Annotated in this window: 12 protein-coding genes; 9 read left to right on the top strand and 3 right to left on the bottom strand. The window is 70.5% G+C overall.

Annotated features, from left to right (window positions below; genetic code table 11):
• Window positions 1-1365: a cytochrome P450 gene (locus NLX83_RS29320; RefSeq protein ID WP_254238445.1), complete on the bottom strand. Its 1365-nt coding sequence runs from the start codon at window positions 1363-1365 to the stop codon at window positions 1-3.
• Window positions 1366-1404: 39 nt separating this feature from the next.
• Window positions 1405-2844: an FAD-binding protein gene (locus NLX83_RS29315; protein WP_254238444.1), complete on the bottom strand. Its 1440-nt coding sequence runs from the start codon at window positions 2842-2844 to the stop codon at window positions 1405-1407.
• A 547-nt stretch (window positions 2845-3391) separates the two neighbouring features.
• Between NLX83_RS29315 and NLX83_RS29310 the strand changes: the two genes are divergently transcribed.
• The 7 genes from NLX83_RS29310 (at window position 3392) to NLX83_RS29280 (ending at window position 12071) form a co-directional block, all read left to right on the top strand.
• Window positions 3392-3574 (top strand): hypothetical protein, encoded by a 183-nt coding sequence (locus tag NLX83_RS29310; protein WP_254238443.1) that lies wholly within the window; start codon window positions 3392-3394, stop codon window positions 3572-3574.
• 116 nt (window positions 3575-3690) lie between these two features.
• On the top strand, window positions 3691-4752 hold the full coding sequence (locus NLX83_RS29305; protein ID WP_254238442.1) for an ATP-binding protein: 1062 nt from the start codon (window positions 3691-3693) through the stop codon (window positions 4750-4752).
• Window positions 4749-6575, top strand: a complete 1827-nt coding sequence (locus NLX83_RS29300; RefSeq protein WP_254238441.1) for a vWA domain-containing protein — start codon at window positions 4749-4751, stop codon at window positions 6573-6575. Before NLX83_RS29305 ends, NLX83_RS29300 begins: the two co-directional genes overlap by 4 nt.
• Before the next feature lie 359 nt (window positions 6576-6934).
• Window positions 6935-7927, top strand: coding sequence for an aldo/keto reductase (locus NLX83_RS29295; protein ID WP_254238440.1), 993 nt, complete (start codon window positions 6935-6937; stop codon window positions 7925-7927).
• A gap of 319 nt (window positions 7928-8246) precedes the next feature.
• Window positions 8247-9575: a hypothetical protein gene (locus tag NLX83_RS29290; RefSeq protein WP_254238439.1), complete on the top strand. Its 1329-nt coding sequence runs from the start codon at window positions 8247-8249 to the stop codon at window positions 9573-9575.
• 58 nt (window positions 9576-9633) lie between these two features.
• Window positions 9634-10848 (top strand): AAA family ATPase, encoded by a 1215-nt coding sequence (locus tag NLX83_RS29285; protein WP_254238438.1) that lies wholly within the window; start codon window positions 9634-9636, stop codon window positions 10846-10848.
• Window positions 10848-12071 (top strand): vWA domain-containing protein, encoded by a 1224-nt coding sequence (locus NLX83_RS29280; RefSeq protein ID WP_254238437.1) that lies wholly within the window; start codon window positions 10848-10850, stop codon window positions 12069-12071. Before NLX83_RS29285 ends, NLX83_RS29280 begins: the two co-directional genes overlap by 1 nt.
• A gap of 213 nt (window positions 12072-12284) precedes the next feature.
• On the opposite strand, the gene NLX83_RS29275 is transcribed toward NLX83_RS29280, so the two are convergent.
• A complete protein-coding gene (locus NLX83_RS29275) occupies window positions 12285-12749 on the bottom strand; it encodes a MarR family winged helix-turn-helix transcriptional regulator (protein ID WP_254238436.1) in 465 nt (154 codons plus the stop codon).
• Window positions 12750-12832: 83 nt separating this feature from the next.
• On the opposite strand from NLX83_RS29275, the gene NLX83_RS29270 reads away from it, so the two are divergent.
• Both NLX83_RS29270 and NLX83_RS29265 read left to right on the top strand, forming a co-directional pair.
• Window positions 12833-13600: an SDR family NAD(P)-dependent oxidoreductase gene (locus NLX83_RS29270; protein WP_254238435.1), complete on the top strand. Its 768-nt coding sequence runs from the start codon at window positions 12833-12835 to the stop codon at window positions 13598-13600.
• Window positions 13597-14280: a DUF4386 domain-containing protein gene (locus NLX83_RS29265; RefSeq protein ID WP_254238434.1), complete on the top strand. Its 684-nt coding sequence runs from the start codon at window positions 13597-13599 to the stop codon at window positions 14278-14280. The genes NLX83_RS29270 and NLX83_RS29265 overlap by 4 nt, the downstream gene beginning before the upstream one ends.
• Window positions 14281-14301: the final 21 nt, after the last annotated feature.

Raw genomic sequence — 14301 nt, 5'->3', positions numbered from 1 at the left:
TCAGTCTCCCTTGGAGTGGAAGTGGCCGCGCCACCAACTCCACAGCGCGGCAGGCAGTCTGGAACGACCCGGCGGAACGGCCCTCTGCCGGTGGCTCCCGTTCACGTCGGCCGGGGTGCTCGATGCGGCGGGCTGGGACACGTCCCGTCGTGGCGGGAATGCCACGGGGAGTTCGCTCAGACCCCGGCTGAAAGGGCTGGCGCGCCACGGCAACCGTTCCACCGGGCAGGACAGGGTCAAGCCCGGTAGTTGTTCCAGGACCCGCTGAATTGCGGTGGTGGCGAACAGCAATCCCATCTGCGGCACGGGACATTGGTGAGGTCCGGCGCTGAACGCCAGGTGCGCTCGATTGCCGACGTGGGTGAAGTCGCGGTTGGTCGCGGCCGGATCGGCGTTCGCCGCGGCGAAGCTGATGACCACCGGTTCCCCCGCGGGGAGCATCCTGCCGAACAGGAGGTACGGCCGGACCGGGTAGCTGATGCCGTAGTTCGACACGGGCGGTCGACGCCACAGGATCTCGTGGATCGCGGATCTGATGGCGACGGTGCCGCCGGTGAGTCCTTCCGACAGGGCGGGATTGGTCAGCAGTTCCACCAGCGCGGCTGTGAGGAGGTTGGCGACGGGCTCTGATCCGGTGCCCATCAGCAGCAGCACGGTCTGCCTGAGCTCTTCCTCGGAGAGCTGTCCGTGACTTGCCAGCAGCCGGGTGACGACATCGTCCCCAGGGGTGCGGCGCTTGTAGTCGAGCAGTTCCGCGAGCACCGAGTCCAGCGCGCGGGCGGCGCCTTCGGGATCGTCACCGTCGAACAGGCGCTGGACGCCGAGCATGACGCGTTGGGCCAGCGCGTCCGAGCTGCCGAACATGCGCGTGAACACGATCATCAGCAGCGGCAGGGCGTACTCGTTCACGAGATCGGCGCTGCCGCGGTGCGCGATGTGGCCGATGAGCCCGTCGGCCACGGTGGTGATCTCGCGGGACAGGACCTCCTGGTCGACCGCCTTCAGCGCCTCGGTGATCGCCGAGCGCAGACGGCGGTGCTCGGCGCCGTCGCTGAACATGGCGTTGGGTCGATAGCTCATCGTGCCCAGGACCGAACTGGTCTGAGGCACGGTGTACTGCCAGGGACGCGGGTCGCGGCGGAAGGCGTGCGGATGGCGCAGCACCTCCAACGCCGCCCGGTAGCTGAGGGTGAGCGTGGCGCGAACTCCGGGTGCCAGTTCCACCGGCGCGCTGTCGCCGAAGCTGGCCCGCAGGTGATCGTAGGTCTGCTCCGGCGCGGCGGTGAAGCTCGGACCGTACAACGGGGTCAACGGGAGGCGCGCGGAGTGCCTGGCGCTGTGCCGTGGTCTGGGATCGGAGGTCATGGAGTTTCCTGGTGAGTGCGGGCATCGCGGCGGCGGCGGTCAGGACACGGCGGCGTTGATGCCCGGGCCGGGGGTGAGGATGCGCGCCGGGTCGTAGAGCATCTTGGCTCGGACGACGTCCGACCACGTGTCGCCGTAGTGGTGCCGCCAGTCGTCAGGGGTGTGCCGCTGGCTTCCGATGGGGTAGGACACACCGCCTACCGCTCGCGCGGCGTTCAACCAATTTGTGTTGCGCACCAACATGTTCTCGGCGTACCCGGGTTCCGGGTCGGCGGGCGAGGAGTTGAGCACGTCGAACAGCCACACCAGTCCGTCCGGGTGCTCGCGCGGCAAGCGCAGGCGGGGGCGGTGGAAGGCGCCTGCCCGGTGCGGGTGCAGCAGCACGAAGCCTTTCCCGTGCGGCAGAGACCAATCCTCCGCGGTCATCCTGCCCAGGGTCTCGGTGACGAAGCCGTCGATCTGGGCGTCGTTGTGCCAGACGTCGAACCACGGCTTGTGCCGCTCGTCCCAGCCCTCGGCGCGCCACTGGTCCATGAGCGCGGAGTACCTGGTGACGTGGGCGACGTAGTCGAGCCGCGCCTCCTGGACCGGACCCTGCGGGTCCAGATCGTCGAGCAGGTCCTCCGACGCGGAGCCCGCACCGTACTCGTGCAGCCCGACGTGCACGAGAAAGGTCGGCGTGGGAGCGAGCGCGCCGGGCGGCGCGATGATGCAGAAGAGTTCGTCGAGGGCGCCACGGCGGTTCACCTCGCGCATGGCGCGGAACGCCGCGGCGCTGTCGGTGTAGGGCAACACCCAGGACCGCACGGCTGTCGGCACCGGGGCGAGCTTGAGCACGGCCCGCGTGATGACACCGACTTGGCCGATCCCGCCCAGCGCCGCGTCGAAGAGGTCGGGGTGCTCGGTTTCGGAGGCCCACTTGACCTCACCGCGTCCCGTGACGATCTGGATGCGGGCCACCGAGTCGATCTGCGCGCCGTACTTGTAGTCGGGGCCGATCCCGCCCGCGCTGAGCGTCCCGCCGACGCTGATCGTCACGTAGCCGGTCAACGCGCCGGCGAACCGCCTCCCGGCATTGGCCAGCACCGTCAGCAGATCCGACCACAGCACCCCCGCGTCCACGTCGACCTCGTCAGGTCCTTGCCCGTGGACGGTGTCGAGCGCGGTCACGTCGATGGCCAGTCCGGCCTCCACCAGCCGTTGCCCGTGAGTCATGTGGCCGGTGCCCTGGGGCGCCAGGGGAATCCGGTGGTCGTGGCAGAACTCGACCGCCTTCGCGACGTCGTCGACGGTCCGTGGCCGCAGCACCGCGCGGGGGCGGCGAGAGACGATCCGGCCGAAATCGCGCGATGCCTCCGCCACGGCACCCGGGTCGATGATCAGCTCCCCGGCGAACGCCGGTACCGCGACAACCGCGCCGGTCGCTTCTGCCGTCCAATCGCGGCTGGACGGGTTCCAATACAGGGATGGCTGCGTCATGAGCTCTCCGGATATCGATCGGATTCACCCGGAGTGTTGCCGTGAACACGGAGCGCACACATCCGTGAAAACCACACACTCCGCACGGAGAACGCTTCCCGCGGCGAAGCGCGCGCGTCGCGTTCAGGCATCTGCCTAGGTGTGCACGTACGTGTGGTCCGCGAGCGGGCTCGGCCGCGCTCCCGTGAATTGTCCGAGGCGTCCCGGACAACGGATTCCGTGAAGATCGTGTGAAGGGAACCGCGGCGAAGTCGGAGCGTTCGACTGTCGACTCGGTGTCCGGCCGACCGGCAAGGCGCTGAGCAGGCACTTCTGTTTTCCATTCAAAGTTCAACGAATGGGCGGCCGGGTTGTGCGACCATTGCGGAAAACGGCATCGTTACGTTACGGACCGGTGTTGATCATGGGCGGGAAAGCTACTAACCTGCTGCACGCATCGAGGTGCCGGGGGAAGGGATATCGCCCCAGGTGGCGCGGCTTCGTGCCCGCCCCCTTCTCCGGTACGTACGGAAGATTGCGCGTTCACGCGATAAGAGAAGGTCACGATATGGATTCCAAGATCGCTACGATGCTGCAAGACTTCGCCACGTTGGATGCCGCGCAGCGGTTAGAAGTTATCGCGAAGTTGAACGAGTACGTTCAGGATTGCCCGGAATCGGCCGTCCACGCGATACGCGGGTCACAGCGGTCCACGCGCTTCGGCATCACATCCATAGCCGGCGGAATTTGAGTTGTGAGCCCGGCCTGCGCTCAGCGGCGAACCGCTGAGCGCAGGCCGTTCGCGTGCCGGGGGCGGGCGGGAAATCGGGAGGTGCGGACGGGACTCGATGCGTACCGTCCCCGCTCATGCAGCCGATCTCGACCGTGACACCCGGCCAGTTGCCGGAGGTGTTGCTCAACGTCGCCGTGGTGCGCCCGGTGTTCCTGTGGGGCGCGCCCGGGATCGGCAAGTCCTCGCTCGTGCGGGACTTCGCGGCGTCGTTGGGCCTGGAGTGCGTGTCGCTGCTGGGAACCCAGCTCGCGCCCGAGGACCTGATCGGGGTGCCGCAGATCGTCGACGGGCGCAGCCGGTTCTGCCCGCCGGAGCAGATCGCCCGCGCCGAGCCGTACTGCCTGTTCCTCGACGAGCTCAACGCGGCGCCGCCGGATGTGCAGAAGGCCTTCTACTCGCTGATCCTGGACCGCCGGATCGGCTCCTACGAGCTGCCGCCGGGCTCGGTGGTGATCGGCGCGGGCAACCGGGCCACGGACCAGGCGCTGGCCCGGCCCATGGCCTCCGCGCTGGTGAACCGGTTGGTGCACGTGCACCTGCGGGCTTCGGCGGCCGACTGGCTGGTGTGGGCCGCGGACAACGACATCCACCCGTGGATCGTGGACTACCTGACGCAGCGCCCCGACCACCTGTGGAGCGCGCCGCCGAAGACCGAGGAACCGTTCTCCACGCCGCGGTCCTGGCACATGCTCTCCGACACGATGCGCTCCTACGGGGAGGACATCGGGGATGACGCGATCGCCCTGCTGGCCAACGCGACGCTGACCCCCGCGCACTCCGCGGCGTTCCGCGCCTACCTCAAGACGGTGCGGCACGCCTACGGCCTGGACGCCATCCTCAAGGGTGACGCGCGCTGGCCCGCCCAGCCTGGCGACCGCGACCTGCTGTACTTCCTGGCGGAGACCTTCCGCGCCCGCATGGTCAAGCAGCTGCCCGCCGACCGGCGGCACGCCTCGTCCTCGGTGCGGCAGTTCGCGTTCCGGGCGAAGACGCTGCTGGTGGAACTGGCGGAGATCTCCCTGGAGATCGCCCAGCTGGTGATCGCCACCGACGACGACGGCGATCCGGTGCTGCCGTCGTGGTTCATGGTCGAGGCCGCGCGGGACCTGCCCCGCCTCGTCGCGGTGCGCGCGTGAAGCAGGACCGCAAGCGCGTCGCCAGGGACGCGGGCTGGGCTGCGGTCCGGGGCTCCGTGGTGCTCGGCGGGCTCGTCGGGCGCGGTCGCGGCGGCTCGATCGTCGAACCCGTGCGCGGTGACGGGTGGGCGGTCCTGGGCAGCAACGGGCAGATCGACGTGAACACCGACCGCGGCGGCGATCCGGCGGAGTGGGCGTGGGTCTTCGCGCACCTGCTGCTGCACCTCGGTCTCGGGCACGTCGACGAGGACCGCCTCGCCGAAGCCCGCGCGGTGCTGCCGGACGGCCGGATCGACCCGGTGTACTCCGCGGTGTGCTGCGTCGCGGTCAACCGCCTCGCCGAGGTCGTCCGCGTCGGGCGCTCCCCGACGTGGCTGCCCGACCCGCCCGGCGGCGACGAATCGGACCTGCTCGCGCGGTGGCGGGAAATCGGTGTGCCACAAGAGTTCCGCGGGTGCGGTACCGGCGGGTCCGGCCCGTGCCTGGTGGCGGCGGTGTGGTCGCCCTACAGCCAGCCGGTCGACTGGCAGGCCGCCTTCGCCCGAGGCTTGGCGAAGGCGGCCGACGACGCGATCGAGCAGGCCGCCCAAGCGCGGGGCCAGCGGGTCGGTGACCGCAAGAACGGCCCGTGGGACCGCGCGCTGTCCTGGTTCGTCTCGTCGTACCCGCTGCTCGGCGCGCTCGCGGCGGGCATGACCGTGATCGCGGACGCGGACCTCGCGCGGTCGTGGGAGATCTCGATCGCCGCGGTGGACGCCGCGAGCGGCGAGATCTACGTCAACCCGCACGCCGCGCTGTCCGCCGAGGAATGGCGTTTCGTGATGGCGCACGAGATGCTGCACGCCGCGCTGCGGCACGGTGACCGCTCGGACGGCCGCGACCACTACCTGTGGAACGTGGCGTGCGACTACGTGATCAACGGGTGGCTGATGGCGATGGGCGTCGGCGAACTCCCCGACGGCTCCCTGTTCGACCAGGCGCTCACCGGGCTGTCGGCGGAGTCCGTCTACGACACGCTCGTCACCGACCTCCGCCGCGCACGGAAGCTGGTGACACTGGGCGGGAAGAAGGCCGGTGACGTCCTCGGGGACTGGCTCACCGAACCCGGCGCCGCGCAGCGCCGAGGCTCCCGCCGCGCCGCCGTCCCGGGCCGGCTCGGCGGCGTCGAGCTGGACGACTTCTACCGCCGCGCGCTGACGACCGGCCTCGAATACCACCGCGCGCAGGGGCGTGGGCTCGTTCCGGCCGGGTTGGAACAGGAGAGCCGCGCACTGGAACACCCGCCGCTGCCGTGGGATGCCCGCCTCGCCCGCTGGTTCGACGAGTACGTCCGCTCGCCGGAGATGCGCCGGAGCTACGCGCGTCCGTCGCGGCGGCAATCGTCCACTCCGGACATTCCTCGTCCCGGCGTCGTGCATCCGTCGGACCCCACTCAGCTGCCCACCTTTGGCGTCGTGCTCGACACATCGGGCTCGATGAACGCGGAGTTGCTCGGCAAGGCGTTGGGCGCGATCGCCTCCTACGCCCTCGCGCGGGACGTTCCCGCCGCGCGCGTGGTCTACTGCGACGCGGTCGCCTACGACGCCGGATACGTTCCTGTGCAAGACATCTCCGGCCGGGTGCGGGTGCGCGGCCGCGGCGGGACCGTGCTCCAGCGCGGGGTGGACGTGTTGCAGCGGGCCGAGGACTTCCCCGTCGACGGGCCGATCCTGGTGATCACTGATGGAGCCTGCGACGTCGTCCGCGTTCGCCGTGAGCACGCGTTCCTGGTGAGCGGACGATTGCCGTTCGTACCCCGAGGACCCGTTTTCCGCGTCAGCTAACCCACGCCCCGCAAGCGCCCCCCACAACCGCAACGCCCCTCCGCACCCACCCCCAGAACCATCCCCAGCGCAGCCCAAATTCCCGTTTCGTACTCTAAACGGGTTTTGGAGCGCTCTTTTTCCCGTTATGAGTACGAAACGGGGTTCTCTAGACGACGCCCGCGGGGGTTGGGGTGTGCGGGCGGGTGGAGTGCATGGGCTGAGTTTACTTGGTGTGCGGAGTGCTGGGTGACTTGCAGGAGATGGTTTGGGGCGATTGTGGACGGTCCGTGGGCGGAGATCTCGGTTGACTTGGAGCGCGCTCCAGGATGGAGACTCCGCTCGGCCCCGGATCAGCCGGGGGAGTGAGGGGAATCCGCATGAAGTACCGCACGATCGGCAAGGACCCGCGGACTCGGCGCGAGGTCAGCGTGCTGAGCCTGGGCGCGATGTTGTTCGGGACGGCGACCGACGAGCCGACGTCCTTCGCGATCCTCGACCGGTTCGTCGAAGCGGGCGGCACCTTCATCGACACGTCCAACAACTACGCGTTCTGGAAGACCGGGGGCCAAGGCGGTGAGAGCGAGGCCGTGCTCGGTCGTTGGCGCCGCAGCCGGGGGATCACCGACGAGGTCGTCATCGCCACCAAGGTCGGCGCGCGACCACTGGCCCCGGGGACGTCCTTCGTCGACAACGCGGAGGGCTTGTCAGGCAAGGTGATCCGGGAGTCCGCCGAGCGCAGCCGGGAACGGCTCGGCGTGGAGAAGCTGGATCTGCTGTACGCGCACATCGAGGACCCCGTGGTGCCGCTGGCGGAGACCGTCGAGAGCTTCGCCGGCCTGGTCGCCGAGGGAACCGTCGGCCTGCTGGGGGTGAGCAACCACTGGGCTTGGCGCGTGGAGCGAGCGCGTGCACTCGCCGCTGCTGCCGGGTTGCCGGGCTACGAAGTCCTGCAGTACCACCACAGCTACCTGCGGCGGCGCACCGATCTGCCGGGCGTGCTCTCGCCGGACGGCGATCATGCCGCTGTCGGTGGGGATCTGCTGAGCTACCTGCGTGCCGAGCCCGAGCTGGCGCTGGTCGCCTACACCCCGCTGCTGTCGGGCGCGTATGTCCGCGCGGACCGGCCGCTCGGCCCTCGCTACGACCACGCGGGCACGCCGGTTCGCTTGGCGGCGCTGGGAGAAGTGGCCGAGGAGACCGGAGCGAGCGTCAACCAGGTGGTGCTGTCCTGGCTGATCGGCGGCGAGATCCCGGTGATCCCGTTGGTCGGTGCCTCCTCGGTGGAGCAGTTGGAGGACAGCCTCGCCGCGGTCGACTTGGAGCTGACCGCCGACCAGCGCGCGAAGCTGGATGCCGCCGCTGGTCCATGATGAGCACGTGTCTGATGCCGCGGCCGCTCGACTGGTCCTGAGGGCGCCCACCGGGGCGGACTCGGCATGTGGATTGCGAGCAACACCAACGGTTTTGTCGGCATCGGCGGCTGATTCGTCCGCTACGGCGTCGCGTGGAACCTCGGCGGAACCTGACGCGGGAAACCCCGATCCCACGGCCGTTCGCCTGCTCTACGGCGACCGGCCGTTGCCACCAGGCGTCGTGAACGCCTTGACCGAGCGCTGATCCTGATAGGCTTGCCGCGATGCTTACCTACATGTGCAGATCGGGGGTTCCATTCGCCAAAGGTGAGTGCTGATGCACCCTTTGACCGCGAATGAGAACGTCCGTCTTCTTTTCTGGTCGCGCGTGCGCGAGTTCGCCGTGCCACCGTCGATGATCGAGTCAGCGACCGCCCGCCGGAAGACGGGTGACTGGGGCGGGGCCTGCGCCGCCGCGCGGGTCGACGTGGATCTGAACCTCCGTGCCGTGGGGCGCGCCCATGGCCCGGAGTTCGCGGCACAGGTCCGTGCCGATCTGCGTCATCTGGCTCCTGACCTGCTTCGCTGGCACTTTCCGCGGATCGGTCCTGGCGGCCTGCTGCGGCCGGGGCTCACCGTCTCCCTGGCCCGGTACCGCCCGCCCACCGGGAGCGGCGACGCGATACACCTGGTGGCGCGAACACCACCGGCCTGGGCGGATGCCGGTCAGCGGATCAGCCTCGCGTTGTGGGAGCCGTCCCGGCCCCGGGCCGGAGCGGGCGCCCATCCCCATCCGCATCCTGACCGGCGGTTCCGCCTGGATCTGCATCGCCACCTGTGGGACGCGCGCAGGGCCGGTGAGCTGGGGGAGCGGTCCGGGGCCGGGCAGGTTCCCGCAGGGGCGTCGGCACATGCCGTGCACCGGTGGGTGGCCGAGGCGGCGCTGCTGCTGCGCGCGGATGACTGTGCGGACAGCGTCGTCACCGTGCGACTCAGTTCCCGGCGTCGGCTGGTGGTGAACCTGGAGTCCGCGCCGAAGATCACGGAGCCTCCGCCAAGAGGTCGTGCCCGTGCGCGGCCGGTCCTGCCCGACGCGGCGACCTGGGTGCTACCTGACCTTGAGCTGCTGCACGCGGGGTTGATCGACGCCGATCGACTGCACCCGCTCGTCGCGTCGGCGCTGCTGCCGGACCATCGGCCCGGCGGCGCGTCACGAAGTCCAGGCAGCTCAAGGACTTCGCGCTCGGTGGAGTGCCGCGGAGCCACGCACCGGCTCGGTGTGGTGGACGGGGCGCTCGCCCCGTTGGACCACGACCCCGACGAGATACGCCGCGAGGAGCTGCTGGTCGCGTTGGGCGGTCCCGGACTGCCGTGCCTCCGAGCGATCGATGAGGCACACCGGCGTCCGGAAGATCTCGTGGACATTCGCGCCCGGCTGGACCACGGCGACGCGGCCGGTGCTTTGGCCGCTGTCGAAGAACTGCTCGGGCCGGACGTGCTCCTGCGCAACGGCGCACTGCGCGACGAACTGGAGACGGCGGTGCGCCGCCAGGTGGTTCACGGGTTGTACAGGGCAGGACTCGCCGGGCTCGGACCGGCGCCGTCCTCCAGGGACACCTGCCGTCGCCACGTCCGCGCCCACCCGCGCCACGCGATCTCTCGCTGACTCGCACACCTCGCTCGGCCGACGCACGGCCGCCGACTCGACCACAAGGTGATCAACTATGCCTACTTCTCCTGTCCGACCGCTGGACATCGCCGCCGATCTGCTTGCCCTGCTTCGCGACGCGACAACCGAGCCCCGTGCCGACACCCAGCTGGAAGCCTTGACGCTGGCCGTGTCCGCTGATCTGCCGGTGCTGCTGTGGGGCGAGCCGGGGATCGGCAAGACCGCGGCCCTGAACCAGCTCGCCGACGCGCTCGAACTGCCGCTCACCACGGTGATCGCCAGCGTGCACGAGCCGTCCGACTTCTCCGGCCTGCCGGTGGTCGGCGACGATCCCGCGGAGCAAGGTGTTCCGATGGCCCCGCCGGACTGGGCCGTGCGCCTGGCCCGAGCCGGAGAAGGGCTGCTGTTCCTGGACGAGCTGTCCACCGCGCCGCCCGCCGTCCAGGCCGCGCTGCTGCGCGTCGTGCTCGAACGCCGGGTCGGCGCCCTGACACTTCCGCCGGGCGTGCGGATCGTGGCCGCGGCCAATCCCCGTTCCTCCGCGGCGGACGGCTGGGAGCTGAGCCCACCGCTGGCCAACCGCTTCGTCCATCTACAGTGGACATACGACCACGACGTCGTGGTGCGCGGACTGGGCGGGACGTGGCCGAAGGCGGTGTTGCCCGGGCTGGCCCCGGGGCAGCTACCCGAAGCCGTGGCGTTCGCGCGCCGGGCAGTGTGCGAACTGCTCGCCGCCCGTCCCGGGCTCGTGCACCAACTGCCGAAGAACGAAGCGCGCCGCGGTGGTCCGTGGCCCTCACCGCGCAGTTGGGAGATGGCGCTGCGCCTGATCGCCTTCGCCACCGCCGCGGGCGCCTCCCGGGAAGTGCTGTCCATGTTGGTGCGGGGCACTGTCGGAGACGGGCCGGGGCTGGAACTGCTGGCCAGTCTGGACCGGATGGACCTGCCGGACCCCGAGGTGCTGCTCGCGAATCCGGCGGCGGCCGTCCTGCCCGAGCGCGGCGACCTGCGTCAGACGGTGCTCGACGGCGTCGTGGAGGCGGTGCGCAGGCGGCCGGAGGAATCTCGCTGGAACGCGGCGTGGTCATTGCTGGTCCTGGCCTTGGAAACCGGCGCACCTGACCTGGTGGTGGTACCGGCGTCCACCCTCGCCGCGCTGCGCCGCGACGACTGGCAGGTCCCGGCTGCGATCGAGCGGCTGGCCGGGGCGGTGTCGCTGTCGCAGCGAACGGACCGAGCCGGAGCACGAGCCAGCGCGGGTGCCCGCTGATGACGCCGGGGAGCCTGGACGAGGAGAAGCTGTTCGCCGCGCGGTTGCACGCGGTCCGGTGTCGGCCGTACCTGGCGACGGCGTTGTTCGCCTTGCACGCGGTGGAATCGCGGCGCGTGCCGACGATGGCCGTGGACCGGCACTGGCGCTGCTACGTCTCACCAGTGTTCGTCGACCGCACTCCGTTGGAGGAGTTGGCCGGGGTCTGGGTGCACGAGGTTTCCCACCTGCTGCGCGACCACCACGGGCGCAGTGACCGGTTCGCGGCGAAGCACGAACTGACCGGGCCGGGCGAGCGGTTGCGGATGAACATCGCCGCTGACTGCGAGATCAACGACGACGTGTTCGGCGAGGGATTGGTGCGACCCGAGGGCGCCGTCCAACCGGGACTGCTCAGGTTGGACGAGGGGCAGCTGATGGAGGACTACCTGCGCCAGTTCCGGCTCGGGCCGCACACCGACGACCTGGCCTGGCTGGACTGCGGCAGCGGCGCGGACGGGCTGGAGCGGGAATGGGATCTGGGAGCAGACGGCGCGCACGGGCTCGCCGAGCAGGAACGGGATGCCGTCCGGTTCCGCGTGGCACAGGGCATCTCCGCCAGCCCGGGGAACGTTCCGAAGGGCTGGCAGCGGTGGGCGGAGGAGGCGTTCCACCCGGCGCAGCCATGGCGGGAACTGCTGGGAGCGGCGGTCCGCACGGCGATCTCCGGTCCCGGTGTCGGTGAGGACTACACCTACGGTCGGCCGTCGCGCAGGTCGGCCGGTGTGCCCGGCGTCGTCATGCCGAGCCTGCGGCGCAAGCCACCTCGCGTCTGCGTCATCGTCGACACCTCCGGATCGGTGAGCGACGCCGAGCTGGGCAGCGCCATCGTCGAGATCGCCGCGATCGTCCGCGCCGTGGGCGGGCGGCGTGATCTTGTCTCGGTGCTGTCGTGCGACGCCGCCGCGCACGTCACGCGTCCGCTGTGCCGCGCCGAGGGAATCCCTCTGGTGGGCGGTGGCGGCACGGATCTGCGCACCGGCTTCGCCACGGCCCTGCGCGCGGGTCCCCGCCCCGACGTCGTCGTCGCACTGACCGATGGGCAGACACCCTGGCCCGACGCGAGACCGCCCTGCCGGACGGTCGTGGGCCTGTTCCCCCGGCCGCGGCGATCGGGCGAGAACGATCCCGACTACGTGCCGGACACACCACCGGCGTGGGCGCGGGTGGTCACCGTCGGCTGACCCACCCCCTTCACGCCGCAAACCCCACCCGCACTCCGCCCACCAAGTAAACTCAGCCCGTGCACTCCACCCGCCCGTCCACCCCATCCCCGGCGCGCGTGGTCTAGAGAACCCCGTTTCGTACTCATAACGGGAAAAAGAGCGCTCCAAAATCCCGGCAAGAGTACGAAACGGGATTTTGGGCTGCGCGGGTGATCGGTGGTGGGGCGCGGTTCAGGTGCGGTAGCCGGGGTGGACGCCTGCGGTGAGGCCCTGCTCGTCGGCGATCAGCCGGAGCAGTTCGGCCAGCCGTGACCGCTGTTCCTGGTCCAGGGCCGCGAAGAGGTCGTCCTCGTGCGCGGCGGCCAACGGGCGCATCCGGGCCAGCACGCGCCCGCCCTCTTCGGTGAGGTGCAGCTCGTAGTTCCTGCGGTCCTCGGCGCTGCGTCGCCGTTCGACGAGCCCGCGCCGGTCCAGCTGGTCGATCAGCGCGGTGACCCTGCTGGGCACGACGCCGAGGTGGTCGGCGAGCGCGCGCTGGCTGAGCCCCGGGTCGGTGGCGATCATCCGCAGCAGCCCGACGTCGGCGGGTGTGAGCCCGAGTTCGCCGACCCGTTCCGCGAAGCGGTTGGCGGCGTGCGCGCCGAGCTGGGCGAGCAGGAAGGCCGCGCTTGCACGGTGATTGCGAGATGTCGTCACAGGGGCTACCGTACCGCCCACTGAATCATTCACCAAGGTGAATCATTTAAGCCAAGAACGATTGAGTGGAGAGGAGTGTTCTCGTGACGACATCCATCCGGCCGCGCCTCGACGGCAAGGTCGCCCTGGTCACGGGCGGCTCGCGCGGGATCGGCGCGGCGACGTGCCACGCGCTGGCCGCACACGGGGCCGCGGTCGCGGTCAACGGGCGGGACGAGGCGGCGATCAACGCGGTCGTCGAGTCGATCACCGCGACGGGCGGCCGCGCGGTCGCCGCGCCCGCCGACGTCACCGACCCCGCGGCGCTCGCGAGCCTGCGCGAGGCCGTCGAAGGCGAGTGGGGGCCCGTGGAGATCCTCGCCGCCTTCGCCGGGGGCGACGGCAGGCCGACGCCGACCGCGCAGCTGCTGCCCGAGCGGTGGCGCGCCGTGCTGGAGACCGACCTGACGTCGGCGTTCCTCACCGTGCACGAGTTCCTGCCGGGCATGGTCGAACGACGGGAGGGCTCGATCGTGCTGATGTCCTCGACCGCCGGACGATCCCCGTCCTCGGCGAACGCGGCCTACGCTGCGGCGAAGGCCGGTGTGGTGATGTTCGGCAAGCACCTGGCGAACGAGGTCGGCCGGGACGGTGTGCGGGTCAACTGCCTCGCCCCGTCCGCCGTGCTCAACGACAAGATGCGCCAGGCCATGTCGGCGGAGCAGTTGCGGCACCTGGCCGAGGCGTTCCCGCTCGGCAGGCTCGGCGACGCCGAGGACGTCGCGCAGGCCGTGCTGTACCTCGTTTCCCCCGCCGCGTCGTGGGTCACCGGCGCGACGCTGGACCTGACCGGTGGCCGGGTGATCGCGTGAACACCCAGCGCACCCAGACCCAGGGCGGTCCGCCGCTGGGAGTCCTCGCGATCGTGTTCACCGCCCTGTTCGTCGCCGGGCTCGTGCTCAGCATCGTCATCGCGGGCGGAGCGGTGTTCCCCTCGCCGTTCGGCCAGGAGGCCGACAGCGCGGCCTACTTCCGCGATCACCAGCTCGCCGTCAGGATCAGCGCGTTCTTCCAGTTCGCCAGCGCGATCCCGCTGGCGATCTACACCGCCACCGCCAACGCGAGGCTGCACCGGCTCGGCATCCGCGCGCCCGGCGCGACCATCGCGCTGGCGGGCGGGCTGCTCGCCTCGGTGTTCATGGCGTGCTCGGGGCTGCTGACCTGGGTGCTGTCCCGGCCGGGTGTCGCCGACGAGCCCGTTCTCGTGCGCCTGCTGCAGAACCTGGCCTTCGGCACCGGCGGCCCCGGACACGTTGTGCCGCTCGGGTTGCTGATCGCGGGCATCAGCGTGCCCGGACTGCTCGCCGGACTGCTGCCGCGGTGGCTGAGCGTCGCGGGGCTGGTCATCGCCGGACTCGCCCAGCTGACCACGCTCGCCCTGCTCGTCGAGGGTGCCGCCTTCCTGCTGCCGATCTCCCGGTTCACCGGGCTCATCTGGCTGGTGGTCGCCGGATTCCTGCTGCCACTCGAGCGTGAGCGGAAAACCCGGTGACACCCCGGAAAGCCCCGCGCA

The organism is Allokutzneria sp. A3M-2-11 16 (assembly GCF_024213555.1).
In the GTDB taxonomy this organism is placed as follows: Bacteria; Actinomycetota; Actinomycetes; order Mycobacteriales; family Pseudonocardiaceae; genus Allokutzneria.
Note: the sequence above shows the minus strand (reverse complement) of the source record. Positions and strands in the feature narration are given on the sequence as shown.